The organism is Pauljensenia sp. C0170B5 (assembly GCF_056590195.1).
Genome location: NZ_JBWPVR010000005.1, coordinates 39,998 through 65,791 on the forward strand (window position 1 = coordinate 39,998; position 25,794 = coordinate 65,791).

Consider the following 25,794-nt stretch of genomic DNA (forward strand, 5'->3'; position numbering starts at 1 on the left):
ATACAAGAGCATCAGTGCCCGCTGGCGATCTGGGGTCCGGCGGGCACTGATCATAAGTTGGCCCGCATTTTCCTCCCTGGTGTTTGTCCGTGTGCTCATTGTCGTTCGTACCAGCTGTCACTGTCTGCAGATTGGCAGATGGTCTTCGCGTATGCCAGATGTCCTATAACCCGACTTCCGTTCGCCTCAACAGAAGAAACCTCGACCGCTGCGCTAGAGCAGCTCCATTTGCTGAGCGGATATAAGGTCAACGAGAGGAGACTCTGGGCGAACCCCATGTCATAGTGAGCGTGGCGAGAGCCAGAGTGAGCGCGGTGAGGCCGCAGACCACCAGAACGCTGGCGACTGGCCATGAGTCCCCGGAAAAGGAAGCGTGGACAAGCCGTGCCATGTGGTACGAGGGAGATGCGGTCAACCACTTGCGGACACCGGGTGCCAATGAATCAACGGGGAAGAACGCGCCCGATGTCATCATGAGCAGAATCATCAGCATATTCCCCAGACCTGTGGCTGCGCCGGGGCTAGGGAGCAATGCCGCCAGTGCGTAACCGAAAGCAAGCATCGCGACCTGGCACATGATGACTGCTGCGAGCAGTGCGACCGTGTTGCTCGGTGTTTTCGCCTTGAAAATCAGCACGGCGGTGATGAATGCGGTGACTGGCCCGACCATGCCGAGCACGAAATTGACAGTCATGTCGGATGCCAGGTAGGTGACGGCAGATAGAGGGGTCATGCGAAGTCGCGTGAGTAAGCCGGAGGACCGCATGAATGTGTGATTGTGAGGGATGACAGTTGTCCCGATAATGAGCGTTGACATCACCATCACACCAGGCAGCATGTAGTCGATGGGCCCTTGTCCGCCGAACTCAGGGATGCTCTGGTTGCCGAAAATAAGGCCCAGCACCAGCAAGAGTCCGGGAGAGAAGATGAGAAGAAAGAACACTGCCGCGGGTTCGCGCAGCTGCGATGTGAAGAGGGCGCGAGTGAGCGCCCGGTATCCGCGCATCATCGCCCGTCCTCCTTTTCAGTGGCGTGTGTCAGCAGCAGGAAGACGTCTTCGAGCGTGGGCTGTTTGAACGTCATGTCGGTGACGCTGATTCCTTCATTGACTAGATCTCTTGCAACCTGTGCGACCACATCCTCCTCGCCCGTAACTTCCCACGTGGTCTGCGAGTCGGATTGGCCTGCGTGAGGGGTGGCTCCATATCTGTGGAGCGTCGCGAGTGTTCCTTCGTTTAAGGGGATGTGGGTGGACAGTGTCAAGGTCTGGTGCGGCGCGTATCGGTTGATAAGTTCATTCGGACTTCCTTCAGCAAGAATGTGTCCCTTATCCATGATGGCGATCCGATCGCAGATCTGTGCGGCTTCCTCCATCGAATGAGTAGTCAACACGATGATTTTGCCTGCCTCGCGCAGGGTGCGAAGAATGTTCCATATGGAGTGCTTCGTATGAGGGTCGAGGGCGGACGTGAGTTCGTCGAACAGCAGCAGTTCCGGCTGGTGGATGAGGGCGAGCGCGATGAGCACGCGCTGACGCTGCCCGCCGGAAAGCTTCTCCACACGTGCATCGGCTTTGTCATCGAGCAGGAGGTCGCTGATGAGCTGCGCTGAGTTGAGGCGGTGAGAGTAGAAGGCGGCGAAGAGGTCGAGGGTTTCGCGCACCGTCAGGCGAGGCGGTAGTGCCGCCTCCTGATGCTGACTCCTTAGGTGCTGAACCAGCTGCGCATGACTATCGGCAGGGTCGTAGCCTAGGACTTCCACATGGCCCGAATCAGGAGTGTCGAGGCCTTGAATCTGATTGAGCAGGGTGGTTTTTCCTGATCCATTTGGTCCAAGTAAGCCAAAAATCTGGTGTTTCTCAACGGTCAGGCAGATGTTGTCAAGAGCGATGACGTCGGCAAAGGTGCGCCGGACGTCTGTGCACACAATGGCGGGCATGGATTCTCGCTTAGGAAACATGTGGTGGTGTCTGGGGAAGAAGCTTGTTGATCTGATCGGCCGGCAGAATCGCAATGCCGCGTTCGGGGTCAGCAAGGAGAAGGACATCATCGCCCGGCTTGTATCCGAACATGTCGCGAGCTGGAATGTCGAGGGCTGTCGTGCGCCTGTTTCGAAATGTGGCCAGGGTCCGTGGCGAGTGGATGGGCTGTGAAGTCGGTAGATACCCCAAGGGAGTCCTTTTGCTCTGACGTTAAGCCAGGCTGGGTCAGACGCAAGCAATTTACCGCTATGCAGGAATTCACACACGAGAAAGGTGGAAAAGTGAGATGATCGAATAGTTTGAGGAATTTTCGCTGGGATCGGAATGACGACATGCGTAGTGTTTTAAGGCTTGTGACCAGTCTCCTTACTGTTTCCCTCGCTGTTGTACTGACACCCAGTGGGATTGCGAGGGCAGAGGAGCCCCCCTCATGGGACACAATCGTTTCCCAGGCAGCCCAGGCGACGCCAGGTGCTGAGACCACAGTCGCGATTGACAGTGATGTCAGTGCGACAGCAGACAAACCGCTCGTTGTTCCGGAGGGTGCGAGACTGACTCTCACGGGCAGTGGAACTGTCACGGGAGTGGGCGCCGACACAGTGACTGTGGCCGAAGGCGGGAGCCTCACGCTTGCCGGCCCCTCCTTCACGAACTCACGAATCGTTGTGAACGGTGGAACGCTGGACTTCACTGACGGATCCGTCCACGACACATCGCTCACCGGACCTGTCATCTTCGTCAAAGACGGCGAATTCAACATGACTGGGAGCGCTGACTTTTCGAGGAACAATGTCACTGATACCTCCGGCACCCTGCCTGAAGGGGTGAATGAGGGCCTCTACGCACCGATTACGATCTACGGCGGTGACGGTGTCAGCATTGCCGGCGGAACTCTTCAGGAGAACCACGGCTACCAGCGTGGTGGTGCGATAGGCATTTGGGGAGCTGAAGGTGCTCCTGTACCCGTTTCCTTGACCGGTGGGGAAATATCCGGCAATGATGCGGTTCATCCCAAATATAAAGGATTCGGTGGAGGCGTGTATGCGAGTTTTGCCAACGTCACGCTTGATGGAACGACAATCGCAAAAAATACCACCGAAATTGGCGGAGGAATCGCGATTGATAATGGAGATAGCTTCAACTTCACGAGCGGAACTGTCCAGGAAAACACCAACGGTGATTACGCCGGTCAGGGCGGCGGCATGTACATCCATGATGTCAAAGATGTGGAAATCTCTGGCGGCACGGTCGAAGGCAATACTGCTAAAGGTCTCGGAGGAGGGATCGCGCTCGGTGGTGGCAAAGATGTGGAAATCTCCGGCGGCACGGTCGAAGGCAATACTGCTAGTGGTCACGGAGGAGGAATCGCTCTCGGTGGTGGCGAAGCCACGATCAGCGGAGGAGAATTTGCGCACAACGTGGCCCTGAAAGCTGGAGGCGGACTCGCGTTCTACGGTGAAGCTAAGGTAACGATGAAAGCCGGCTACGTACACGACAACGTTGCGAAGGGCTTTTGGGGCGGTGGCGGTATCTACAACGATTCCGATTCGATTCTTACCATTGAGAACTCTCTGATCCGCGGCAATGCAACCAAAGACGCATTCCTTATCGGGGCAGGAAATCACCTTCCCAGCACGCAGGGTGGCGGTGTGTGGAACTGCGCAACGGGCACAACCACCTTGAACATCACCAAGGGCGTCGCGATTTTCGATAATTCTGCCCCAGATGTTGGGCGTAATAAGGAATACAAAGGTGCAGGAGACGATTTTGCAAGCGTCGCTGAGCATACTTTTGGCGCGGCTGAGCCGGAGAAAGGCCACCCTGTCTTCATAGGCGAGCGCATGCTTGGTGGTGCAGAGAGAATGTGGTACCAGGATGGCTCGATTTTCGGTAAGCGCTTGAACTGGCCGCAAGAGCAGCAAGAACCGCGATACGTGCAAGGCGGCGACAACAAGCGGGTGGAGAATAACAAACTCTACACAGTGAATAAGGCCTTTAAGTCGGTTCCGAGTGATCAGGCAAAGCGACTGGCTGAACGTCTTGCCACTGTCAGAATCGAAAATAACCTCGCCACTGACATGGGATTTAGCGGTGGAGGCATTGCCAACAACGGACAATTGTTCTTTGGTGAAGATGCCTGGAAACTCAAGATCAAGAAATCTTGGAGCAACGATGACCCGGGTGTGCGCCCAGACAGAATTACGCTGGACGTCCTCGTTGATGATGTAGAGGTCGTCAAAGGTATCGAGCTGTCGGAGGCAAATAACTGGGAAACAACTATCGATAACTTCCCCAATCCTCAGACCTTAGTCGATGCCGCAACAGGTGAACGCATCCCGCTTAAGTTCAAGGAAAGCGGCGCGGACGGTTACACCATGAAGGTCTCAGAAACTTCGGATGACAAGCAGAAGACCTACAGTGTTGCGCTGACGAACCGGATCCTCACCTCTGTGGGTGTGTCGAAGTCGTGGCTTGATGGTGAGGATGCGTTGGGTGAACGTCCTGGCAGTGTTGTGGTTGAGTTGTTGACTGGTGGGGAGCCGACTGGCACGACGTTGACTTTGTCGGCGGATAATTCGTGGTCCGGTGTGTTTAAGGATTTGCCGAAGTTTGACCATGGCGTCTTGGTTGAGTATTCGGTGCGTGAGGTTGAGGTTCCTGGGTATCGGTCGGTAGTGGCTGGTAACGCCGTGGACGGCTTCACGATCACAAACAGAGCCCTCACAGCTGTTCCCGTGACGAAGAAATGGGTGAACCACGACGGCGCAGCGCTCAGTGACGATATCCCACAGTCCATTGACGTTGAACTTGTGGCTGACGGTGAGCCAACTGGACAGAAACTCACTCTCTCAGCAGACAACTCCTGGTCAGGCACATTTGCCGACCTTGAAATGTTCAATGCAGACGGCTCCGCGCCCATCGTCTATACAGTCAAGGAAACACCAGTTGACGGCTTCAGTGCCCGCATCACAGGAACTGCGACTGACGGATTCACCATCACGAACTCGAAGAATCCGCCTCCGCCGGGTACACCACCGTCACCGCCGACCATCGTGAACACGGGGGCGACGGCTGGAGGTGCTGTAGGAGCGAGCATTTTGATGATCACCCTGGGCGCTGGCCTGCTCTGGTACCGCCGCCGAGGAATCCACTGAACTCAGGAGGTGCATCAGTTCTGAGCTGTTGAATCTCCGTGTCAGACGGGCGCGCGCTGGAAGACTCTGTGCTTCAGCGTGCGCCCGTTCCTCGTTGGCAAGACGGTTTTGGCCAGCCGCCCTCGTCGGTAAAACTGACCAGACGCGGCCTCCCTCGTCGCAGTACGGGCTGATTGCACGCGAGATGCGCTCTATCATGTATGTGCAGGCAGTGAGGCCTGAGGCTGTCACTGATAGGAAAGGGACGACAGGAAGAGACGCAATGACTGAGAAGACCGCGGAAGAACACTACGTACTTGCCATCGATCAGGGCACGACGTCCTCACGAGCCATTATCTTCAACCACGATGGGCAGATCGTGGCCGTCAGTCAGAAGGAACACGAGCAGATCTTCCCGAAGCCCGGATGGGTTGAACACGATCCACTCGAAATATGGAGCAACATTCGCATCTGCGTCGCGGACGTCCTGCAAAAAGCCGAAATCAACAGGCACGCGATCGCAGCCGTCGGCATCACGAACCAGCGCGAAACCGTTGTCGTGTGGGATAAGAACACCGGCGAACCCGTCTACAACGCGATCGTGTGGCAAGACGCGCGCACATCGCAAATCATTCGTGAGCTTGCAGGTGACGAAGGGAAGTCAAAGTACCGCGACATCTGCGGTCTCGACCTGTCGACCTACTACGCAGGCCCTGAGATCAAATGGATCCTCGACAACGTCGAGGGAGTCCGCGAACGCGCCGAAGCTGGTGACCTCCTGTTCGGCACCACCGACACCTGGACACTGTGGAACCTGACCGGCGGCGTCAACGGAGGTGCTCACAAGACTGACGTCACCAACGCGTCGCGCACCATGCTGATGGATATTCGCACACTCCAGTGGCGAGAAGACGTGTGCGAGGACTTCGGCATCCCTATGTCGATGCTTCCTGAAATCTGCTCCTCTTCTGAAATCTACGGATACGGTCGCAAGAACGGGCTGCTGATTGACACTCCGATCGCTGGAATCCTTGGTGACCAGCAGGCCGCCACCTTTGGGCAAGCGTGCTTCGACAAAGGCATGGCAAAGAACACGTACGGTACGGGCTGTTTCGTCATCATGAACACCGGTGAGGAGCCGGTCTTTTCAGAAAACGGTCTGCTCACCACCGTGTGCTACAAGATCGGTGACAACAAGCCGGTCTACGCCCTGGAAGGCTCGATTGCCGTAACAGGCTCACTGGTTCAATGGATGCGCGACAATCTGGGAATCATCAAGGACTCCAGAGACATTGAAGACCTGGCGAAAACAGTTGATGACAATGGTGGCGTGTACTTCGTACCCGCATTTTCCGGCCTGTTCGCACCGTACTGGAAGGACGATGCACGTGGCGCGATCGTGGGGCTGACGCGATACAACAACAAGGGACACCTGGCCCGTGCAGTTGAAGAAGCCACCGCTTTCCAGTCCCGCGAAGTCTTTGACGCGATGGAAGCGGACTCGGGTGTTGCGTTGAAGGAGCTGCGCGTCGACGGTGGCATGACGAATGACAATTTGCTTATGCAGTTCCAGGCCGATCAGCTGGGTGTGCCGATCGTTCGCCCGAAAGTCCTGGAGACAACAGCGCTAGGCGCCGCATACGCAGCAGGCATTGCCGTGGGCTACTGGGAGGGCGAGCAGGACGTCATCGACAACTGGTCGGAAGGAAAGCGCTGGGAACCAGGCGATGATCGCGACGAGTACGACCGCAACTACCGCCTGTGGAAGAAAGCCGTCACACGCACCTTCAATTGGGTAGATGAGGACGTCGAAAACGCCTGACCGCCATTCGCGCCTCACTTAATTGACGAGGGAGGCCGGCCGGAGCCCCATCTCAGGTGCAAACACGGGGAGAATTCGGTGAGAATCTGCTGACCCCTTCAGTGCTTGACTTCATACGGCGTGACCGTACTGCCCAGCGTCATGCAGGTGCGCCCGCACGCCACGTCATGCACCTGGCCTTTGATGCGATCCGGCAGGCGCGGCGCGCCCGCTACGTCGTGACGCAGGCGTTCACGCGCGTCACGGCAATTAACCCGATTGTGTCCGCGGGTATGCTCCCGCGGTACGCCGATATTTCGCCCGACACGCTCTCGATCGACCCACAGACCTTGACGTTCCCGCCCTCGACGGGGGCGATCGTCCTCCAGCACACCTTCGGTATCGTGGACGATGGCGCATCCAAGGTGATCGTGGATCAGGCGCACGCAGCGGACGCCTTTGTTGTTGAAGACAGCGCACATTGCGTCGGACGCATGGCCACCGATCCGCAGACGCGGCGTCCCCTCGCGGATATTTCGATTCACTCTTTCGGCGCGGAAAAGGTTTTGCCCACGAAATTCGGTGCCGCACTGTGGCTCAATCCCGACACGGTTGATGTGCCTGTGCGCCAGCTCCTCGTCCGTGCACTGACGAACCTGCCTCAGCCTCGAGTTACTCTCGACACGGCAATTCGGACCTATCGCCTGCAAGATCGCGCCTACTCTCACCTGCCATCAGGGCTCTCAGGCAGGTTGCGAAGTGCGGCTCAGGCCGCACACCTTTTCTACCCGCCAGTTGCTGACACGCAATGGCAGGGCGGATCCAACGGAAGACCGTACGCACCCTCACGCTGGGTGCTCGACCACATGAGCGAAGCACTCGCGGGTGTGGATGCCATTGAACGTGAACTGGCCGAGCGAACCGGCCACTACCTGCGTGCATTGTCAGCAATCCACACCGCCGCAACGGTCCCGGCTTCTGTCACCGCATCGATGCCGCTGATCCGCTTCCCTGTGATCCTCCAGCGCGATGGGTCCGGTCAGCCTATCGACCCAGAAGACATGTTCAGTGCGCTGCAGTCACAGGGCTTCTATCCGGGCAGGTGGTATCGGCCTCTCCTCTTCCCCGGTGTGCGCAGCCCGCGTACATACGAACTTGATTCTCACAGTGATGACCTTTCACGCACACGCCAGATCGAGCGTTCGATCATTAACTTGCGGACCCAGGAATCACGCGACCATGCTGAGCGACTGGCCGATGCGGCCGTACGCTGGCTCGCCGCTCATGAAGCGATTTGAGCGTCTTCCAGCTCAAGGAGCCACGCCTTGCGGTCAGTTCCCGCAGCGTATCCCGTCAACGAACCATCTGCCGCCACGACACGGTGACACGGGACGATGAGGGAGATGGGATTGCGCCCGACAGCCTGCCCGACAGCCTGAGGTGCCGGCCGGCCAGCCTGACAGGTCAGTTGACCAGCCTGACGTGCCAGCCCGCTGGCTCGCTGATCAGCAACAGCATCGGCCAGGTCACCGTACGTGGTCGTCTGCCCGTAGGGAATTGCGAGGAGCTCGCGCCACACACTGACCTGGAAATCAGTGCCGACCAGGCGCAGCGCAGGCACCTCGTCGGGAATGTGGCCGGCAAAGTAGGTGTCCAGCCAGCGCGTTGTGCAGGTCAGGTTGTTCTGCGTCTTGATTGACGAGGGTGGCTCCAGCTCACTGATGTCATCGGTGTGCGTCATGCCGGCGATGGTGGAGCCGAAATGCTTCGCCCCCTCACACCACAGTCCGACGAGGTCACCACCTATGAAAGCCAGTGTCCAGGTGCCGATGGGTGAACGGTAGCGTGAGAGAAAAGCCGGGGCTGTGGGGGTCATGGTCGTCAGCCTACTGTGGGGCGCGTGAGTTCGCATTGAACATAGTTTTTCCCGTACAGTACACATCGTGACGAAATCTTTAGCTGTGTCAGAAAACGCTCGAGCCGAACGACCCGCAGTGATCCTGGCCAACCTCGGAACGCCGCAGGCACCCACAGCCCGGGCTGTGCGCCCCTTCTTGCGTGAATTCCTCTCCGACCGGCGCATCATTGAAATGCCTCCAGCAATCTGGCGACCGATCCTCGAAGGCATCATCTTGCGGGTGCGCCCTGCACGGTCTGCAAAACTCTACGAGTCGATCTGGCACACCGAGTCGAACTCCTCACCACTGATGTACTGGTCGCTGCGTCAGCGCGACGAACTGGCTGCGCGCCTCGACCATGTTGCCGACGTGCACCTGGCCATGCGCTACGGCGAACCATCGATCCGCAGCGTGCTTGATCAGCTGCGTGATCAGGGAGTGCAGCGCGTCCTCATCATTCCCGCCTACCCGCAGTACGCCTCCTCATCTACCGCGCCTGTCATCGATGAAGTTGCCCGCGACATGCTGAACGCTCGCAATCAACTGGAGATCCGCACCATTCGCTCCTTCCATGACGCCCCGGTGTATATCGAGGCGCTCGCGGCCGCCCTCGTTAATCACTGGGATGCGCGCGGCCGGCCCGATTTTGAAGGTGGCGACAAACTCGTCCTGTCCTTCCACTCGATACCCGAGGCGATGCACCGCGACGGAGACGTGTACCGCGACGAGTGTGAAACGACGGCTGAACTGCTGCGATCGCGCCTCAACTTGGATCCACAGTGGGTACTCACCCGCTACCAGTCCGTCTTTGGGCCGGCCAAGTGGATTGGGCCCGCCACCATCGACACGATGGGGGAACTTGGCGCAGTGGGCACCACCAGAGTGGACGTGATCTGCCCCGGGTTTGTCGCAGACTGCATCGAAACGCTTGATGAGATCGCACGCCTGAACCGTGATGCCTTCATCGAAGCTGGCGGTTCGCAGTTCCACTACGTGCCATGGGGCAACGATCTGCCCGGATGTATCGACACGTTCGAGGAGGTCGCCCGCACCGGCTTGGCCGGCTGGGTGTAAGCCTCGTCGGCTACCCGTTTGAGTGTGAACCTCGTCGACTATGCGGTCGGGTGTGACGCCTCGCTCAGGCGCGTGAATGCGCAGGTGATGGCCCACGACAATCCGAGTGCAATGAGTGCCGGAACCAGGATAGTTGCCCCTTGATGCGTAAACTCCAGCACAAGGGCGAGTGCGGTGAGCGGCGCACGCATCGATGAGCCCAGGAATGACATCGCTCCGATCAGCGCGCAGGCAGTGATTGAAATGTCGGGGAACATCGTCGACCACGCCAGTCCACCGACGGCGCCGAATCCGGCTCCCAGTGCGATACCCGGTGTCAGCGTGCCACCCCATGCCCCTGATGCGATTGTGCCCAGCGTTGTGATGGCCTTGGCACACGTGATGATCAGGACAGGGACGAGGGCGGCCAGGGAATGCGCGTCGAATCCCGCCTGAGCAGTGGCCTGACCATTACCCATGACCTGCGGAATCCACACGGCGATGAGCCCGACGAGTGTGAAGATTACAGGCAAGGTGACTAGAAGCAGCGGGGTTGTCGGGCGCAGGTCTTCAGCGCGTTTCACCAGGCGACTGAAACCCCAGCCTGCTGTACCTAAGATCGGGCCGGCGATGAGTGCCCACAGCAGCAGTGATGGTGTTGAAGTGGGTGCGGTGACCGTGTAGAACGGTTCGGGCCGGATGGGGCCTTGGGCGACCAGGACAGACAGGCCCGAGATCAGGCATGCACACCACAATGCCCGCGGGGTCAGAGAAACGATCAGAACTTCCAGGGCGAAAATTGCTCCTGAAATGGGAATTGAATACACAGCGGCCAGCCCTGCGCCTGCGCCGCATGCGACGATCAGGCGGCGATCCTGCGCGCTCAGTCCCAACCGGTCACAGCACCATCCTGACAGGGCTGCGGATACTTCACGCGGTGCCACTTCCCGGCCGATGGACGCACCGAGCGCCACAATGACAACCTGTGTGGTCGCGTGCGTGAATGTGGTCAAGAGCGGCATTTTCGCCCCGTTGACACCCTGGGTGACGGTGACGATCCCTCGTCTGGTGTGGTGCAGCAGTGCCCAGGAAATCCCGCCGATCGCACCTGCCAGAGCAAGAAATATGACGCGTCTGGACGAATCGGTTGACAGGACAGCCTCGATGAAGGTTGCGCTCTCACCGTAGGCGAGTCTTTCGATCAGGTGAAGCAGATGCGAAAAGAACCATCCGGTAATGCCGGCAATTGCGGCCGTGAAAATGACGGCCACGATGAGGCGAACGAGCGGAGTGCGGTGAGAGCTTTCACCGTCTGACGGTACGTGCACCTATCTACCGTACGTTGGCTGCGCTTCGGTGCGCCAGCAGGGACGCGGTGAGGCGGGCGGGGCACAGGCGCGTACTGTCAGGACTGATTAGTAACCTTCGCGTGGCGGGAATGGAGGTATTGAGCAATCCGGGTCAGAATTGCTGCGCACAAAGCTCCTAAGACAATTCCGCATGCCATCGATATCAGTGGTGAAGTCGAAATACGTGCACCGATTGTTCCGCTCAGGCCGTAGATGCAAGACCAGATAAGGCAGGCGGGTGCATCGAGTAACGCAATATGGCGGAAAGGTATGCGCATTTTCCCCGCGCTGAAAAAAATCGCAATTCGCACAATGGGGACGAATCGACCCGTCGACAGGAGAATTCTCCATTGGCGCTCTGTTACTGCACTTAACCTCATATTGAGTTTCGGTAGACGACGGGACTTTTCAGGAAAGAGTCGACCGATCGTCGCCATTGTAAGGTCGCCTACAAGTGCCGCGCAGGCACAGCACACAATGAGGAATGTCAGGAACACAGGTTCACGGTATGCCGGAGTTGCCGACAGGGCGCTGATAACCGAACCAGAGGGAAGGACGGGGAAGAACCCGTCACCCCAGCATGCCAGGACGCACAGAACGAGGGAAAGCGGCTGATCGGAAAATGAAACGATGGCGGCTTCGATGCCGCTGATAAAGGACCAAAAGGAGCTCATTGCGACAGGCCTGAAAAGCTCAGGGAATGCGACAACGTCGAACAGTCTGGCGCAGGCCGGTGCTTCAATGAATTCACATGGTGATCATCGCACGGAATGGAAGTTAAACGCCATAGGGGAATCCCCTGAACAGTCCCTGAACCTGGTAGCAGGTTCTGCCCGATTTTGGTGTTCACCATGAACTTGTCAGCGATCTGAGAAAGTGCCTAATGTGAGGAAGCGGCTGATACGAGAAAACGGCTGATACGAGAGAACGGTTGATGTGAGAAAACGGTTCACGCCACATTGCCAGATGAATTCAAATAAATGAAAACCGATTGAAGTGCTACTCTTTTTATTGTCGGAATTGGATTCTGCAGAAGGAATACTTTCAATGAAAAAGACAAAGGTTTTCTTGGTCGACGACATCGATGGCTCTGAAGCTGAACGGACGATTAGTTTTGCCTTCAACGGCATTTCCTACCAAATCGATCTGAATGCTGAACACGCGAACAAGATCGAAGACGATTTCGCGCAGTGGATTCGCCATGCGCGCCGGACCGGTGGCCGGGCTGTCACTCGCCGCAGCGGTGCAACCGCCGGTGCGTCCGATTCAGCGAAGATTCGCCAGTGGGCGCAGGATGAGGGTCTTGAGGTGTCACAGCGCGGACGTATCCCCGCCAGCATTGTCGAGCAGTACCGTCAGGCGCATCAGTAAGAGCTGCCGATGAGGTGAAGGACAACCGCTCAGGCGGCGACCGGCCGTTGTTGAGTGGCTCGTATTGCCGACGCTGTGAAGTGATGTCGAAGGGTCCCGTGACAGCGGGCACGATCTTTGTGAGAATAGGACTATGACATACAAACTGGTATTGCTCCGCCATGGCGAGAGCGAATGGAATGCAAAGAACCTTTTCACCGGCTGGGTTGACGTACCCCTGTCAGAAAAGGGTCGCTCAGAGGCAACGCACGGAGGAGAGCTTCTCAAGGAAGCCGGCATCCTGCCTGACCTGCTGTTCACCTCGATGCTGCGTCGCGCCATCCAGACCGCCAACCTGGCCCTGGATGCCGCGGACCGTCACTGGATTCCCGTGGAGCGTTCATGGCGCCTTAACGAGCGTCACTATGGCGCTCTGCAAGGCAAGAACAAGAAGGAAATCCGCGACGAGTTCGGCGAGGAACAGTTCATGCAGTGGCGCCGTTCCTACGATGTGCCGCCGCCGGAGATCGAAAAGGGCTCGGAATTCTCGCAGGACGCCGACCCGCGCTATGCAGGCGAGCCGATTCCGTTGACCGAATGCCTCAAGGACGTGCTGGCCCGTTTGCTGCCGTACTGGAATGACACCATCGTTCCCGCGATTCGCTCCGGCAAGACCGTGATGGTTGCAGCCCACGGCAACTCACTGCGCGCCATCGTCAAGCACCTCGATGATATCTCCGACGACGACATCGCCGGCCTGAATATCCCGACCGGCATTCCGCTGGTCTACGAGCTTGACGAGGAAACCCTCAAACCCGTCAAGAAGGGCGGCACATACCTTGATCCCGATGCTGAGGCCAAGATCGCGGCCGTAGCAAACCAGGGCAAGTAAGTTTCATTCACGAGGGTTCCCACCCTCAAGGCTGGTGCCCCACCTCCCAAGGAGGTGGGGCACCAGCCTTTATGCGCATGTTGAAGGCGTCAGCGGGGTAATACGGTGTGTGAGCTCCGCGTTCGCCGGATATAGATTCGGCAGTTCCGCTTAGGCGGTTTGTGCGCCTTCCACGATGTACATCACCTGGTCTGCAACGGAAACAGCGTGATCACCGAAGCGCTCCAGGAAGCGGGCCGCGAGCGTCACGTCGATCACCTGAGCGCGAGTCAGATCATTGTCGTCATCGGTTGCCATGCGGCGAGCCTCGATCTGCAGGTCATCGAGAATGTCGTCATCGCGATGCATACGACGGGCCAGGTTCAGATCCTGGGTCTGGACAACCTTCTCCATCGAGTGTGCCATCTGCACGGCCGCGTCCGTCATCTTGGTGATGAGCGGTCGAGCCTGTGGGCAAATCCCCGGCTCCTGGTGGGGGTTGCGTGCGATCAAAGCCAGGTGGGCCGCAAGGTCGCCCTGACGCTCCATCGTCTGAGTCAGTCTCAGGCCCGCAACAATCAGGCGAAGATCGGATGCAACGGGGCCCTGTAGCAGCAGAAGGCTCACACAGGTTTCGTCGATGTGACGGGACAGTTGGTCGAGGCGGTCATCAGCGTCGCCTGTCTGCTCCGCCTTGATCATGTCACCTTCGCGCAGGGCCTGCGTTGCGCGTTCAATCGCGACGGTGACACCGGAGCTCATCCTCTCCAAATCGAGTCCAAGCTGCGTCAGTTCCTGTCGATATACAGTGCGCACAATGTCTCCTTCACGAAAAATCCACTGTAACTGTTTAAGTCCACCAAAGATAAGTGCCAAGTGTGTGCATATCGGGTTAATTTTTGGTTAACTCCTGCTTGCTTTTCGGGTATTGTTGCAGGAAATCTGCAGATGGCCCGTCACGAGTGGTGACGAAGAGGCAAACAGATCGATACAGTTATGTCTGTGTTGGACGCTATCACTCTCATCGTTGTCGCGCTGCTGGGTGTCCTCGTCGGCGCTGTCGGCGTAGGAGCCTTCCGGCTGTCTCAGCGTCAACAGGACGTCGAAAATGGAGTGGATCCGCAGTACACCCAGCCGCCTGTCGATCTGCTCGCCATGACTTCCGCTCTGCCCGGCATCGTGATCGTCGTTGACGCGGACAACAAGATTGTCCGCGCTGATGCCAAAGCGTATGCCAAAGGCCTGGCGCGTCACCAGGAACTGACGCACCCTGCCCTCATTGAAGTTGCCGCACGCGTGCGGGCCGAGGGAGTCCCGCTGACCACTGAGATGACGCTGCCACGCTCCGACCTTCCTGAAGCAGCGGAACTGTTCTTCCGAGTACGGGTGGCCCCGCTGCCCGGTGACCTCCTCTTGATCGTGGCAGAGGATCTGACGATCCAACGACGCAACGAGGCTGCGCGCCGCGATTTTACTGCGAACGTGTCGCACGAGCTGAAAACACCTGTCGGAGCTGTGCGACTTCTGGCCGAAACGATCGCTGAAAACTCTGACGATTCTGAAGCAGTTGCCTACTTCGCGAGCCGACTGTCGAAAGAATCGGAACGACTGTCCACACTGGTGCAGGACATTATCGACCTGTCGCGCCTGCAATCACCTGATGCTCTGGATTCGCCCGACCTCGTCAGCGTCAAGCAAGTGATCAGCGAAGCGCTCCATCAGGAAGAATTCCCCGCCGAGCAGGCACGCATCGAGTTACGCGGACCGGATCCTGCGCTCGAGGCCTACGTGTGGGGAGATAAGGACATGCTGGTGATGGCGGTCCGAAACCTCGTCGATAACGCTGTGCGGTACTCGCATCCGGATTCATGGGTGCGTGTCGACGCGGTACGCAACCAGGAACGAATCTGCATTCGCGTCATCGACACCGGTATCGGCATCTCATCTGAGCATCAGCAACGCATCTTTGAACGCTTCTTTAGAGTCGACACGGCACGCTCACGTGAAACAGGGGGGACAGGACTGGGATTGTCAATCGTCAAACATGTTGCCAGTGATCACGGCGGAACAGTGACCGTTGCATCCCTCCCGGGTCGCGGATCAACGTTCACGCTAGTGTTACCTGAAGCAGAGATCGGTGAAAATGGAGACGAGCGTAAAGACAAGGACGCAAGATAATCATGACGGCAATTTTGATAATCGAAGATGAAGCCTCCTACCGTGAGCCACTCGCCTACAACCTGCGTCGGGACGGCTTTGACGTGGGCGAAGCATCCGACGGAAATGCTGGACTCGAAAAAGCGATCGATCCGAAATGGGATCTGATCTTGCTTGACCTGATGTTGCCGGGAATGTCGGGCACCGAAGTGTGCAGGAAACTCAGAAAAGTATCCAACGTTCCTGTCATCATGGTGACCGCGAAAGACGAAGTGGTCGAACGCATCGTCGGCCTGGAGATGGGTGCCGACGACTACATCACGAAGCCGTATTCCTACCGTGAATTGCTGGCCCGCATCCGTGCAGTATTGCGGCGCCAGGCTGGAACACTGGAGGATGAAGAAGAAGTCCTCGAAGTGGGAACAATCCGCCTGTGGGTAGACCGGCACGAAGTCACGGTGGACGACACATCCGTGTCGATGCCGCTGCGTGAATTTGAACTGCTGGAATTCCTCGCCCGCAACCCCGATCGAGTCCTGACGCGCTCGCAGCTGATGGATCGTGTGTGGGGAGTCGGAACGATCGGTGATTCAAAGACCCTGGACGTGCATGTCAAACGTCTGCGCGCTCGGATCGAGCCGGATCCATCCCACCCCGTCCGCCTGGTGACCGTTCGCGGACTGGGCTACAAACTGGTGTCGAATCCGCGCGACGAAAGCAAGTAAAAACGGCGCGCAGGTGTGTGCCGGCATCCCCGTGCGAAGGGGCGTGGAGCGAGCGAAGCGCTAGCATAACACCCCCACTGACTGTGTGTGCACGATTACTGGTAGAATGGCGGTATTGTTTAATACCAGCAGGAGTTTCTTTTATGACGTTCACCATCGGTCAAACGGTCGTCTACCCCCATCACGGAGCAGCCACGATCGAGGAGATCGCCACCCGAAAGATACGCGGTGAGGAAAAAACTTACTTAACACTGCGCGTCACGCAAGGTGACCTCAAGATTCAAGTGCCAGCTGACAACGTCGACCTCGTTGGCGTTCGAGATGTCGTCGATGAAGACGGGCTGGAAGAAGTCGTCTCCGTTTTGCGAGCACCCTATGTCGAAGAGCCGACGAACTGGTCACGACGCTTCAAGGCCAATCAGGAAAAAATCGCAACCGGCGACATCGTCAAAGTCTCCGAAGTTGTTCGTGATCTGACTCGCCGCGACGCCAGCAAGAAGCTTTCCACGGGCGAAAAGCGCATGCTGACGAAAGCCCGCCAGATCCTGACTTCTGAGCTTGCTCTGGCCCGCGACATCGACAAGTCAGCAGCATCGGATCGCCTCGACTCGATCCTGGCTGAATCGGCCGAAACGGATGACAGTGCCGACGACGCCGGCACCGACACTCGCGAATCAGGCGACGACAAGTAGTGCCGTCAGCACCGCGCCCCTCCCGGCAGTGGCGCGGCGCCTGAATTGCGACCATCCTGACATGAGCCAGCTGCGATCCCAGTCAACGACGCCATTGCAGGCGCCTGGATCCCACCACGCTGGCATCGTGTCAGCTGAACCTGCGCTCACTGAATCTGTGTCAACTGAATCTGCTCGAGCAGAACCTGCACCTGTCAAGAGGCGCCTGTCTGTCCTGGCCGCAGCTGGCTCGGGCACCCGACTGGGACGGCACATGCCCAAAGCCCTCGTCGAAGTTGGCGGTGTACCGATGGTACTGCGCGCCCTTCGCGGCCTTGACGCTGCGGGAATCACGCACATTGCGGTCACCGCTCCGACAGACGCCCTCGTCGATTTTGAACAACTCATCGGGAGTGCGCTGCCCGACCTATCTGCCACCGTGCGAGTCGTCGCGGGAGGAGCGTCGCGTCAGGCGTCTGTGGCCGCAGGTTTGCGATCCCTTGAACAGTTCCGTCCTGACGCGCGCACACCTGTCCTGATCCACGACGCGGCGCGCTGCCTGACACCGCCGGCGCTCATCGGCCGCGTAGCCCGAGCCATTGAAAACGGTGCCAATGCCGTCATCCCAACCTTGCCAGTAACTGACACGATCAAACCGCTTGCCACCGGCACGCACATCGACGAGGGAGACGATGCGCTATCGCCCCTCGACCCGAGTATTGACCGCTCACGCCTGCGCGCTGTTCAAACTCCGCAAGGCTTCACGTGGGACGTCATATGCCGTGCTCACGAGTACGGAGCCAGCAGAGCAGCCGACGAATCGAGCGCCGCCACCGATGATGCAGGGCTGGTGGAAGCACTGGGACTGACGGTGATGTCGATTGCGGGCGACACGATGGCATTCAAAGTGACCACCGAGTTGGACATTGCCCTGGCGCAAGCCTGTCTAGATCACGGGTACGCGCCCGATGCGTGATACCTTGCAATCGCAGGTATCTGTCTGCGGCGCGCGCCGCACCCTTGCATAAGGAGATCCCATGTCACAACACGAGCAGTCCTTCGAGCATGCTCCCACTCCTTCTTCCACTTCGTCACACTCGACAGGTTCCACGCCTCCGTCAGGGTCACGCCACCACTGGGTTCTGTGGAACAAGAAAGTGGTCTCATGGGCTTTGTGGGACTGGGGCTCAGCCGCATTCAACGCCGTGGCAACAACGTTCGTCTTCTCTGTCTACCTGACAACTGACGGGGTGTTCGCCCCCAAAGTTGTTGCCAACGAGAACCTGTCACTGGGACTGACCCTTGCCGGCATCGTGATCGCTCTGCTAGCTCCCATCACGGGGCAGCGTGCTGATCGGCGCGGTAAAGGGGGAGTGTGGCTCGGCTGGTTCACCGCCATGGTGGTGCTGTGCATGCTCGCCATGTTCTTCGTGGCACCTAATTCCTCGCTCGGCCCAACCGGCGCGCTGTGGCTGGGAATCGGTCTGCTCGGCTTGGGTAACGTGTTCTTCGAGTTCGCCTCCGTCAACTACAACGCGATGCTCAACCACCTGGCTGATAAGTCAGCGATGGGACGAATCTCCGGATTCGGCTGGGGCCTCGGATACGTGGGCGGCATCGTGTTGCTGCTGATCCTCTTCGTCGGTTTCATCAACCCTGAAGTCGGCTGGTTCGGCGTGACAGGTGAAAACGGGCTGAATATTCGCGTCGCAATGGTGGTCTCAGCCATCTGGTTCGCCGTCTTCTCTCTGCCGGTCGTCCTTAACCCGCCCAAACCGAAGAATGTGTCCACCAGCGATACCCATGAGTCTCTGATCGATTCCTACAAGCTGCTGTGGTCAACAGTGAAGTCTCTGGCGCGCACATCACGCCACACCTTGATGTTCCTGATCGCGTCGGCTGTTTTCCGCGATGGCCTGGCTGGGGTGTTCACATTTGGCGCAATCCTGGCAGGGTCCGTGTTCGGCTTTTCCGCCTCCGAAGTCATCCTCTTTGCCATTGCCGCCAACGTTGTCGCCGGCCTGGCAACCATTGGCTTCGGTGCGCTTGACGACTGGATCGGCCCCAAGCGCGTCATCATCCTGTCCCTGGTGTGCATGGTGACCTCCGGGTTGCTGGTGTTCTTCTTCCACTCATTCGGCAAGCCGATCTTCTGGGTCCTGGGCCTGATCCTGTGCGTCTTTGTCGGCCCGGCACAGTCGGCCTCGCGCTCCTTCCTGGCGCGCATGATCCCGGCAGGTCGCGAAGGCGAAGTATTCGGCCTGTACGCCACGACCGGCCGAGCCGTCTCCTTCCTCTCACCTGCCCTGTACTACCTGGCCATCAAACTGGGGCGCGCCGTCACACCACCGGACGTGGACGCCACTCACTGGGGCATTCTCGGCATCGTCGTGGTACTGCTGGCTGGCCTTCTGCTGCTCATTCCGATTCGCCAGGAATCCGCGCATCTGAACATTTATCAGGACAGCACGCCGTCACAAGGGTGATACTGGAGGCACGTTCCTGGAAGCCGCGCGGTGAAGGCGCCCTCGTCAACGAAGGGAAAATACATGTCCGCTCCACGTCTGCGCATGTACAGCGCGCCGCCCTCGCAAGTCGTGCTCGCCTTGAACCACCTGCGCGACAAGACCGGGATCCCCACCGAGTTTTCCGACGAGGCGCAGCACGAAGCTGACCTTGCGGCCTCCCATTGGCATTCCAGCGGCGTTGAGCGCTTCATTGCCGAGGGTGCCCGCGACGCGCGTGACATCCCGTTCGTCACCATCGACCCGCATGGCTCCCGTGATCTGGATCAGGCTGTGGCGTGCGTGCGACTGGACGGCGACGATGACGGCGAGCGCAGCGCCTCGCGGGCAGGGCGAGCCACCTTTCGCGTTTACTATGCGATCGCCTCACTGGCAACATTCGTGTGGCCTGACGGGGCGTTGGACCATGCTGTGCGTGAGCGTGGATCAACCGTATACGCGCCCGATGAGGTCACGCCATTGCATCCGGATGTGTTGTGCCATGATGCTGCCTCACTTATTCCGGATGCCGATCGCCCCTCGTGCCTGTGGACCATTGACCTGGACGATGACGGCAACGTGGTGGAAGCGAACGTGGAGCGGGCCGTGATCCGTTCGAGGGCACAACTGGACTACGACGGTGTTCAGCGCGCAGTCGACGGCAAGGGCGACCTGCCTGATGTGGTTCCAGCTGACTTTATTGACAACTTGGCTCACGTCGGTCAGGCTCGTGAGCAGCGTGAAATCGAACGCGGCGGTATCTCGATGAACGCGCCTGAGCAGGAAATTGAGGAGCGCGACGACGGCCAGTTCGAGTTGACGTACCGCGCGACGCTGCCCGTTGAAGAATGGAATGCTCAGATCTCGCTTCTGACCGGCATGTGTGCGGCTGACATGATGCGCCGGGCAGGGATCGGTATTTTGCGTGTCATGCCGCCTGCAACCGACCGTGACATTACCCGCCTGCGGCGCGTGGCCGAGGCACTGGATCTGGAATGGCCCGCTGAGCAGACCTATCCCGACTTTGTGCGATCGCTCGATTCGGCCGAGCCGGCTCACGCGGCGTTTATGAGCCAGGCGCGCACACTGTTCCGCGGCGCGGGGTACACGGCGTTTGACCGGGGGGCACCCACCGGTGATGAAGCGATCCACGGAGCGATCGCTGCGCCGTATGCGCATGTGACTGCACCGCTTCGCCGGTTGGTGGATCGCTACGGTGAGGAAGTGTGCCTGTCGATCTGCGCCGGTGTTGACGTGCCGACGTGGGTACGTGACGGTTTGCCTGAGTTGCCCACCATCATGGCTCAGACGACTCAGAAAGTGCGCACCGTTGAAAACGGAGCGGTTGCCGCGCTGGAGGCGATGGTGCTGGCTGGTCATGAAGGCGAGCTGTTTGACGCGGTGGTCACCAGTGTGAACAAGGAGCGGGCAGAGATCATCGTGTCGGATCCGGCTGTGATTTCACGCGTCGATATTCAGGGAATCGAGGATGCTCCTTCCTTGGCCGGCAAGCGCGTGCAGGTCAGGCTCGAGAAGGTCGACCCTGCCGCTCCGTCGGTGGAGTTCGCCCTCGCCATCGATGGGTCTGAGGCCGATCGGCGCTGACGGTGCCGCTAGGGTGTGCCCTCGCTGACGGTGCGGCTGAGGTGTGCCGGATATGAGCATGCCACAGATCGGTTTGAGGCCGATCGTCGCTGACGGTGCCGCTAGGGTGTGCCCTCGCTGACGGTGCCCATAGAAATGCCCTCGTTGCCGAATGACAGTCAGCTGTGGTTGTGCCGGTGCGCGCGGCGCCCGCGGCCACCCTCGTCAATCACGAATCGAATCTGTGAGCCGCTGACATTGCGTAGATCAGTGCGCTTGCCTGCGCTGCCAGCCCTTCGCCGCGTCCAGTGAACCCGAGCCCGTCGGTCGTGGTGGCCGATACGGATACAGGGGCGCCGACGATATCTGACAATGTGCGTTCGGCTTCCTTCAGGCGCGATGCCATCCGAGGACGGTTACCGATCACCTGCAGGCTCACATTCGCAACCGCAAAACCGGCCTGCGTGACCATCCGCAGGACCTCTGTGAGGAATGCGCGCCCTGATGCGCCCTTCCACTCGGGGCGGTCCGTGCCGAAGTTGGATCCCATGTCGCCCAGGTGTGCGGCTGACAACAGTGCATCGCAGATGGCATGCGCCGCCACGTCTCCATCAGAGTGCCCTGCCAGCACTGGCTCACCTGGCCATTCCATGCACGCCAGCATCAAGACGTCGGTATGCGGCTGCTCGTTGCCACTTCCGTGAATGTGCTGGGTGTCGGTTCCGCGCGCTTGCTGAGCGTCACTGGTCTGTCCTCGCTGGCTATCATTTCTGCGCACCTGCGAGCTTTCTGCAGCCTGTCCCGGCTGGCTGCCGCCAGGGTGCGGATTCTCAGCGAACGCGTGAACGTCAATGGCGTGGCCGATGCGGAATGGGCACGCCTGCGGCGCCTGCGCGTTGCCTGCTGCGGCGTTACTTGCTGCGGCGTTGCTTGCTGCCGTGTTGCTTGCTGCGGCGTTGCTTGCTGCCGTGTTGCTTGCTGCGGCGTTGCGAGAATAATTGGTCCGGTGCGCGGTGCTCATAAGGTCAGCTTAGTATCCACCCTCGCCTGCGGGATGAGTTGCAGCTGTCACGAGGTATGGGCGGTGCCCGTCGTTTGCCCTTCCGCCCTGGCGCCAGCGCATACTCTGGATTTAACTTCGCCGCGTGCACATACTCGTGAAATTGGGCCTTCCGCGTGCACATACCCCTAGATTTAAACCCTTCGCGTGCACATACCCCTAGATTTAAACCCTTCGCGTGCACATACCCCTAGATTTAAACCCTCCGCGTGCACATACCCCTAAAAAGTCTTGTAAAAATGCACAATCCCCTAGATTTAACGCGTGAGGCTCGAGGCCGCCGGAAGCTACTGACGGCTGACCTGTGGAAATAGGTTTTGTCCTTTTGGGGTGCCGACTTTAGCTAGGGGTATGTGCAGTTTTCGCGTTAAATCTAGGGGAATGTGCATCAAGACCGTGAAGATTTAGGGGAATGTGCAACGCAGGCACGAAGATCTAGGGTGTTGTGTTGCATCGGCGGCTGATTTGTCGCATGAGCGCACGAGAAAAGGGGTCGCGGAGACGCAGGGAGAAGAGCAAAGCGCGACACGACGCGCGAAAAAGCGGAGGTATGCCCGCTGCTGAGGAGAGCTGCACTATCCGGGCGGTGCTGAGGAAAACTGGCGATCGGCGGAACTGCTGAAGAGAACTTTGCGTGCGTACGCCCGCTCCATGTGGAGGCGAATTTCAGCCACGATGCGTTCAGGCGAGCGCAGATCCTTCCACACAAAACGCAAAACGGTGAAACCTGCGGCCTCAAGCTTTTTCTGGCGGTATTGCTGAGCTTCCAAGCTGGCGAAAATGTCGTCGGCATCAGTTCCGTGTTTCGAACGCCCATCAAACTCGATGGCGATACGAAGGTCTGGAATTCCAAAATCTGTGAAGAACGTGTAGCCGTCATGCAGCACTTTCATCTGCGTGCAGACCTCCGTGATGCCACCTTCGCGCATGATCCATAACAGGTGTCGTTCTGCAACGGATTCACACGCGGCGTCTGCACCCTCGATGATGTGCGAAAGGTGTTTCTTGTTACGAGTCCGTTCAGGCAATTTGCGTGCGAGTAAAAGTAGATCTTTGCGGACTGCATCCTCTCGTTTCCGAGACATGTCGTATTCCCGCCGGTCGAAGCGAGACAGGATGCGCAGAACTCCACACATGACGACGTAGCCATTCGCCGTATCGTCTAGAACTCCAGTTGAAATAGCGGCGTCTTTCAGTGAACAGCAACGAATCCCATGAGGAAATGTGACCGGTTCGCTTAACAGCTGCCGGTTATGTCTACGCACGGTTATCGCTGGGATAACGTCGTTTTCAGACAGCTGGACCGGGGGCAGAAAACTTGTCGATGTGGTCGAATTCAGGGGCGCTGGATGCAAGAGATCGATTGTTATCAGCGAGGAGAGAGTGCTGATGCCGTGGACGACGCATGCGGCGTGGCCAATTACAATGCATTTGCTGTGTCGGTAGCGCGTGAGAATCCATGCTCGCGCCCGATTAATGAAATTGATAACTGCCCACTTGTCGGGTAGCTCCTCCAGTATGTATCGAGCAACGTAGAAACCTTTTCCTAAGGCGATGAGATTCATCGAGGTGGCTTTTTCTTGTGAGATGCGTCTGTCGCGAGATGATCGGATCAGGATCTTGTCAAAGTCGAATGCAACAGCAGGCATCGGTGCTCCTCTGGTTTGGACTGTGTACCCAAGTGAGATGTGGTTGCAATGGTCGGATTTACGGTGCTCAGGATAGAAGTAGCTCGCGCGCAAGAATAGGTCGAGGCGACAGTCTGTGGATGGCGGGCTGCGCAGGGCGGGGCGTGGATGAAGTCAGATAGGGCCAGAGACTGACGGGCGCGGGCAGCCCCATTGCGCGTGGGTTGCAGCGCGTCGGCGGAAGAGGGGCCGGTGGCGCATATGGCAACCCTCGGGCGGGCGCGGATCGCAGGACGAAGATGAGGAATGCGCGCGCGGCGCATTACGATAAGAGGCATGACGCTGTATCTGCACGATTCGAAGAAGGCCGCACTGGCTCCGCTGGAGCCTGTCCACCCCGGACACGTCGGGATTTACCTGTGCGGTGCCACCGTGCAGGGCTCCCCGCACATCGGGCACCTGCGCAGCGCGGTCGCCTTCGACACGCTGATCCGCTGGCTGCGCCGCAACGGCACGCAGGTGACCTACATTCGCAACATCACCGACATTGATGACAAGATCCTCGCCAAATCAGCTGAAGCAGGAGTGCAGTGGTGGGCGTGGGCGTCTCGATTCGAGCGCGAATTTGCCGATGCGTATGCGACCCTCGGCGTGCTGCCACCCACCTTTGAGCCGCGCGCCACTGCCCACATCCCTGACCAGATCGCGCTGGTGGAGCGCCTGATTGAACGTGGACATGCGTACGTGGACGGCCAGGGCAATGTGTATTTCGACGTTCATTCGCAAGAAGATTACGGCTCGCTGACCCGTCAGAAACTGGACGATATGCGTTCTACGGAAGATGACGCGCAGATCGACCAGGATGTCGAAGCAGGCAAACGCGATCCGCGCGACTTCGCCTTGTGGAAGGCTGCCAAACCCAGCGAACCAGCCACCGCCTCGTGGGATTCTCCGTGGGGACGAGGGCGGCCGGGTTGGCACCTGGAATGTTCGGCTATGTCGAAGCGTTACCTGGGCGAAGAATTCGACATCCACGGGGGCGGCATTGACCTGCGATTCCCGCACCACGAAAACGAGCAGGCACAGTCACACGGAGCCGGATGGGGATTTGCCCGCATGTGGGTTCATAATGCCTGGGTCACCATTAAGGGTGAGAAGATGGCGAAATCCGTGGGCAACGTTCTGTCCGTGGATGCGCTGACGCAGCAGGCACCCGCTCTGGCTGTGCGCTGGGCATTGTCAACAGTGCATTACCGTTCAGCCTTGGAGTGGGGACCCGACACGCTGCCGGCGGCTCAAGCGGCATCTGAAAAGTTCATTACCTTTGCTCTCAAGAGTGCGGAAGCTGCAGGCGAAGCAACCGTCGAAGAACTGCAGCTGGGGGAGAAAGATCTGCCTGAAGGGTTCGTCAATGCTTTGAACGATGACCTGAACGTCGCCGGCGCCCTCGCCGTGATTTACGAACACCTCAAAGTCGGTAACCAGGCCCTGGCCAGCGGCGACACAGAGGCGATTCGCCGCGAACACGTCCTCGTGCGATCCATGCTGGATCTGCTGGGCGTGGATCCCCTGTCCGATCAGTGGAAGGCCACCACTCGCGGGGAAACTGGAGCAACGACAGGCACGAACGGCAGCGGATCAAACGGCGCAATGGACGCCCTCGACAATCTTGTGACCGGTATTGTGAACGAGCGTGCGCAAGCCCGAGCAGATAAAGACTGGACGCGAGCCGACCAGCTGCGAGACACGCTGACCGAAGCCGGCATCACGGTGGAGGACGGCAAAGACGGTGCGACCTGGCACCTGGCAGCCGACTAAACCTTCTCGCCGCGCACACCAGCTCTCGCCAGCACAGCTTGGTCGGCACAGCTAAGACGGCAAGACTAGATGGCACGCGGAGCGTCGTGCTGCGGGTTCACACAGCGACGCCGGCGCCTAGCGGCACAAATGTGGCAAGGATCCACGAAAATGCACTCGAATGTGGGGCGGGCCGTACGATAAAGTGAAGGACTTGCACGGCGCGAATCG

General features: G+C 58.8%; 22 protein-coding genes. 13 read left to right on the forward strand and 9 right to left on the reverse strand.

From position 1 onward, the window contains the following. Positions 1-247: 247 nt before the first annotated feature. From AC1EJZ_RS07450 to AC1EJZ_RS07460, 3 genes are read right to left on the reverse strand one after another with little or no spacing between them, the layout of a single operon-like run. On the reverse strand, positions 248-1,009 hold the full coding sequence (locus tag AC1EJZ_RS07450) for an ABC transporter permease (RefSeq protein ID WP_257525638.1): 762 nt from the start codon (positions 1,007-1,009) through the stop codon (positions 248-250). Beyond that, positions 1,006-1,959 (reverse strand): ABC transporter ATP-binding protein, encoded by a 954-nt coding sequence (locus AC1EJZ_RS07455; RefSeq protein WP_257525640.1) that lies wholly within the window; start codon positions 1,957-1,959, stop codon positions 1,006-1,008. The genes AC1EJZ_RS07450 and AC1EJZ_RS07455 overlap by 4 nt, the downstream gene beginning before the upstream one ends. Further along, positions 1,949-2,170, reverse strand: coding sequence for a hypothetical protein (locus AC1EJZ_RS07460; protein ID WP_257525642.1), 222 nt, complete (start codon positions 2,168-2,170; stop codon positions 1,949-1,951). Before AC1EJZ_RS07460 ends, AC1EJZ_RS07455 begins: the two co-directional genes overlap by 11 nt. A gap of 143 nt (positions 2,171-2,313) precedes the next feature. On the opposite strand from AC1EJZ_RS07460, the gene AC1EJZ_RS07465 reads away from it, so the two are divergent. The 3 genes from AC1EJZ_RS07465 to AC1EJZ_RS07475 all read left to right on the forward strand — a co-directional run bounded on the left by AC1EJZ_RS07465 (position 2,314) and on the right by AC1EJZ_RS07475 (position 8,214). Then, entirely contained in the window at positions 2,314-5,136 is a 2,823-nt protein-coding gene (locus tag AC1EJZ_RS07465) for a Cna B-type domain-containing protein (protein WP_082628652.1), read from the forward strand. A 262-nt stretch (positions 5,137-5,398) separates the two neighbouring features. Further along, positions 5,399-6,937 (forward strand): glycerol kinase GlpK, encoded by a 1,539-nt coding sequence (glpK, locus tag AC1EJZ_RS07470; protein WP_058237737.1) that lies wholly within the window; start codon positions 5,399-5,401, stop codon positions 6,935-6,937. Positions 6,938-6,993: 56 nt separating this feature from the next. After that, complete coding sequence (locus AC1EJZ_RS07475) at positions 6,994-8,214, forward strand: DegT/DnrJ/EryC1/StrS family aminotransferase (protein WP_058237738.1); 1,221 nt, start codon at positions 6,994-6,996, stop codon at positions 8,212-8,214. Here AC1EJZ_RS07475 and AC1EJZ_RS07480 read toward each other — a convergent pair. Next, positions 8,199-8,792 (reverse strand): methylated-DNA--[protein]-cysteine S-methyltransferase, encoded by a 594-nt coding sequence (locus tag AC1EJZ_RS07480; protein WP_058237739.1) that lies wholly within the window; start codon positions 8,790-8,792, stop codon positions 8,199-8,201. The two genes, AC1EJZ_RS07475 and AC1EJZ_RS07480, sit on opposite strands and share 16 nt — an antisense overlap. Before the next feature lie 64 nt (positions 8,793-8,856). Here AC1EJZ_RS07480 and hemH point away from each other — a divergent pair, with 64 nt between their 5' ends. Next, on the forward strand, positions 8,857-9,888 hold the full coding sequence (gene hemH, locus AC1EJZ_RS07485; RefSeq protein WP_058237740.1) for a ferrochelatase: 1,032 nt from the start codon (positions 8,857-8,859) through the stop codon (positions 9,886-9,888). 38 nt (positions 9,889-9,926) lie between these two features. On the opposite strand, the gene AC1EJZ_RS07490 is transcribed toward hemH, so the two are convergent. Further along, positions 9,927-11,195, reverse strand: coding sequence for a chloride channel protein (locus tag AC1EJZ_RS07490; protein WP_082628653.1), 1,269 nt, complete (start codon positions 11,193-11,195; stop codon positions 9,927-9,929). Positions 11,196-11,272: 77 nt separating this feature from the next. Further along, positions 11,273-11,890, reverse strand: a complete 618-nt coding sequence (locus AC1EJZ_RS07495; RefSeq protein ID WP_074026239.1) for a DedA family protein — start codon at positions 11,888-11,890, stop codon at positions 11,273-11,275. Between the two features lie 373 nt (positions 11,891-12,263). Between AC1EJZ_RS07495 and AC1EJZ_RS07500 the strand changes: the two genes are divergently transcribed. Together AC1EJZ_RS07500 and AC1EJZ_RS07505 are read left to right on the forward strand one after the other, a co-directional pair. Beyond that, positions 12,264-12,587, forward strand: coding sequence for a histone-like nucleoid-structuring protein Lsr2 (locus tag AC1EJZ_RS07500; protein WP_058237741.1), 324 nt, complete (start codon positions 12,264-12,266; stop codon positions 12,585-12,587). A gap of 133 nt (positions 12,588-12,720) precedes the next feature. Then, positions 12,721-13,458 (forward strand): phosphoglyceromutase, encoded by a 738-nt coding sequence (locus AC1EJZ_RS07505; RefSeq protein ID WP_058237742.1) that lies wholly within the window; start codon positions 12,721-12,723, stop codon positions 13,456-13,458. A 150-nt stretch (positions 13,459-13,608) separates the two neighbouring features. Here AC1EJZ_RS07505 and phoU read toward each other — a convergent pair whose 3' ends face one another. Continuing rightward, positions 13,609-14,253: a phosphate signaling complex protein PhoU gene (gene phoU / locus AC1EJZ_RS07510; protein WP_058237743.1), complete on the reverse strand. Its 645-nt coding sequence runs from the start codon at positions 14,251-14,253 to the stop codon at positions 13,609-13,611. Positions 14,254-14,439: 186 nt separating this feature from the next. On the opposite strand from phoU, the gene AC1EJZ_RS07515 reads away from it, so the two are divergent. The 6 genes from AC1EJZ_RS07515 (at position 14,440) to AC1EJZ_RS07540 (ending at position 21,099) form a co-directional block, all read left to right on the forward strand. Continuing rightward, the gene (locus tag AC1EJZ_RS07515; protein WP_162272387.1) at positions 14,440-15,615 is read left to right on the forward strand and encodes a sensor histidine kinase; all 1,176 of its coding nucleotides are present in this window, start codon (positions 14,440-14,442) and stop codon (positions 15,613-15,615) included. Positions 15,616-15,617: 2 nt separating this feature from the next. Further along, positions 15,618-16,319, forward strand: a complete 702-nt coding sequence (locus AC1EJZ_RS07520) for a response regulator transcription factor (RefSeq protein ID WP_058237745.1) — start codon at positions 15,618-15,620, stop codon at positions 16,317-16,319. Between the two features lie 143 nt (positions 16,320-16,462). After that, positions 16,463-17,011, forward strand: a complete 549-nt coding sequence (locus tag AC1EJZ_RS07525; RefSeq protein WP_058237746.1) for a CarD family transcriptional regulator — start codon at positions 16,463-16,465, stop codon at positions 17,009-17,011. A 61-nt stretch (positions 17,012-17,072) separates the two neighbouring features. Beyond that, positions 17,073-17,966, forward strand: a complete 894-nt coding sequence (locus tag AC1EJZ_RS07530; RefSeq protein WP_082628654.1) for an IspD/TarI family cytidylyltransferase — start codon at positions 17,073-17,075, stop codon at positions 17,964-17,966. 61 nt (positions 17,967-18,027) lie between these two features. Continuing rightward, the gene (locus AC1EJZ_RS07535; RefSeq protein ID WP_082628655.1) at positions 18,028-19,476 is read left to right on the forward strand and encodes an MFS transporter; all 1,449 of its coding nucleotides are present in this window, start codon (positions 18,028-18,030) and stop codon (positions 19,474-19,476) included. A gap of 63 nt (positions 19,477-19,539) precedes the next feature. After that, positions 19,540-21,099: an RNB domain-containing ribonuclease gene (locus AC1EJZ_RS07540; protein WP_058237747.1), complete on the forward strand. Its 1,560-nt coding sequence runs from the start codon at positions 19,540-19,542 to the stop codon at positions 21,097-21,099. 208 nt (positions 21,100-21,307) lie between these two features. On the opposite strand, the gene ispF is transcribed toward AC1EJZ_RS07540, so the two are convergent. Further along, a complete protein-coding gene (gene ispF / locus AC1EJZ_RS07545) occupies positions 21,308-22,099 on the reverse strand; it encodes a 2-C-methyl-D-erythritol 2,4-cyclodiphosphate synthase (RefSeq protein ID WP_082628656.1) in 792 nt (263 codons plus the stop codon). A 614-nt stretch (positions 22,100-22,713) separates the two neighbouring features. Then, positions 22,714-23,223: an endonuclease domain-containing protein gene (locus AC1EJZ_RS07550; protein ID WP_480294441.1), complete on the reverse strand. Its 510-nt coding sequence runs from the start codon at positions 23,221-23,223 to the stop codon at positions 22,714-22,716. A gap of 879 nt (positions 23,224-24,102) precedes the next feature. Between AC1EJZ_RS07550 and cysS the strand changes: the two genes are divergently transcribed. Beyond that, positions 24,103-25,584, forward strand: coding sequence for a cysteine--tRNA ligase (gene cysS, locus AC1EJZ_RS07555; protein WP_480294442.1), 1,482 nt, complete (start codon positions 24,103-24,105; stop codon positions 25,582-25,584). Positions 25,585-25,794: the final 210 nt, after the last annotated feature.

What these genes read in the sequence shown, in the direction of transcription:
- AC1EJZ_RS07450 (WP_257525638.1), bottom strand. Translation starts at nt 1,009, where the DNA reads ATGATGCGCGGATACCGGGCGCTCACTCGCGCCCTCTTCACATCGCAG.
- AC1EJZ_RS07455 (WP_257525640.1), bottom strand. Translation starts at nt 1,959, where the DNA reads ATGTTTCCTAAGCGAGAATCCATGCCCGCCATTGTGTGCACAGACGTC.
- AC1EJZ_RS07465 (WP_082628652.1), top strand. Translation starts at nt 2,314, where the DNA reads ATGCGTAGTGTTTTAAGGCTTGTGACCAGTCTCCTTACTGTTTCCCTC.
- glpK (WP_058237737.1), top strand. Translation starts at nt 5,399, where the DNA reads ATGACTGAGAAGACCGCGGAAGAACACTACGTACTTGCCATCGATCAG.
- AC1EJZ_RS07480 (WP_058237739.1), bottom strand. Translation starts at nt 8,792, where the DNA reads ATGACCCCCACAGCCCCGGCTTTTCTCTCACGCTACCGTTCACCCATC.
- AC1EJZ_RS07495 (WP_074026239.1), bottom strand. Translation starts at nt 11,890, where the DNA reads ATGAGCTCCTTTTGGTCCTTTATCAGCGGCATCGAAGCCGCCATCGTT.
- AC1EJZ_RS07500 (WP_058237741.1), top strand. Translation starts at nt 12,264, where the DNA reads ATGAAAAAGACAAAGGTTTTCTTGGTCGACGACATCGATGGCTCTGAA.
- AC1EJZ_RS07505 (WP_058237742.1), top strand. Translation starts at nt 12,721, where the DNA reads ATGACATACAAACTGGTATTGCTCCGCCATGGCGAGAGCGAATGGAAT.
- AC1EJZ_RS07520 (WP_058237745.1), top strand. Translation starts at nt 15,618, where the DNA reads ATGACGGCAATTTTGATAATCGAAGATGAAGCCTCCTACCGTGAGCCA.
- AC1EJZ_RS07525 (WP_058237746.1), top strand. Translation starts at nt 16,463, where the DNA reads ATGACGTTCACCATCGGTCAAACGGTCGTCTACCCCCATCACGGAGCA.
- AC1EJZ_RS07530 (WP_082628654.1), top strand. Translation starts at nt 17,073, where the DNA reads ATGAGCCAGCTGCGATCCCAGTCAACGACGCCATTGCAGGCGCCTGGA.
- AC1EJZ_RS07535 (WP_082628655.1), top strand. Translation starts at nt 18,028, where the DNA reads ATGTCACAACACGAGCAGTCCTTCGAGCATGCTCCCACTCCTTCTTCC.
- AC1EJZ_RS07540 (WP_058237747.1), top strand. Translation starts at nt 19,540, where the DNA reads ATGTCCGCTCCACGTCTGCGCATGTACAGCGCGCCGCCCTCGCAAGTC.
- ispF (WP_082628656.1), bottom strand. Translation starts at nt 22,099, where the DNA reads ATGAGCACCGCGCACCGGACCAATTATTCTCGCAACGCCGCAGCAAGC.
- AC1EJZ_RS07550 (WP_480294441.1), bottom strand. Translation starts at nt 23,223, where the DNA reads ATGTCTCGGAAACGAGAGGATGCAGTCCGCAAAGATCTACTTTTACTC.
- cysS (WP_480294442.1), top strand. Translation starts at nt 24,103, where the DNA reads ATGACGCTGTATCTGCACGATTCGAAGAAGGCCGCACTGGCTCCGCTG.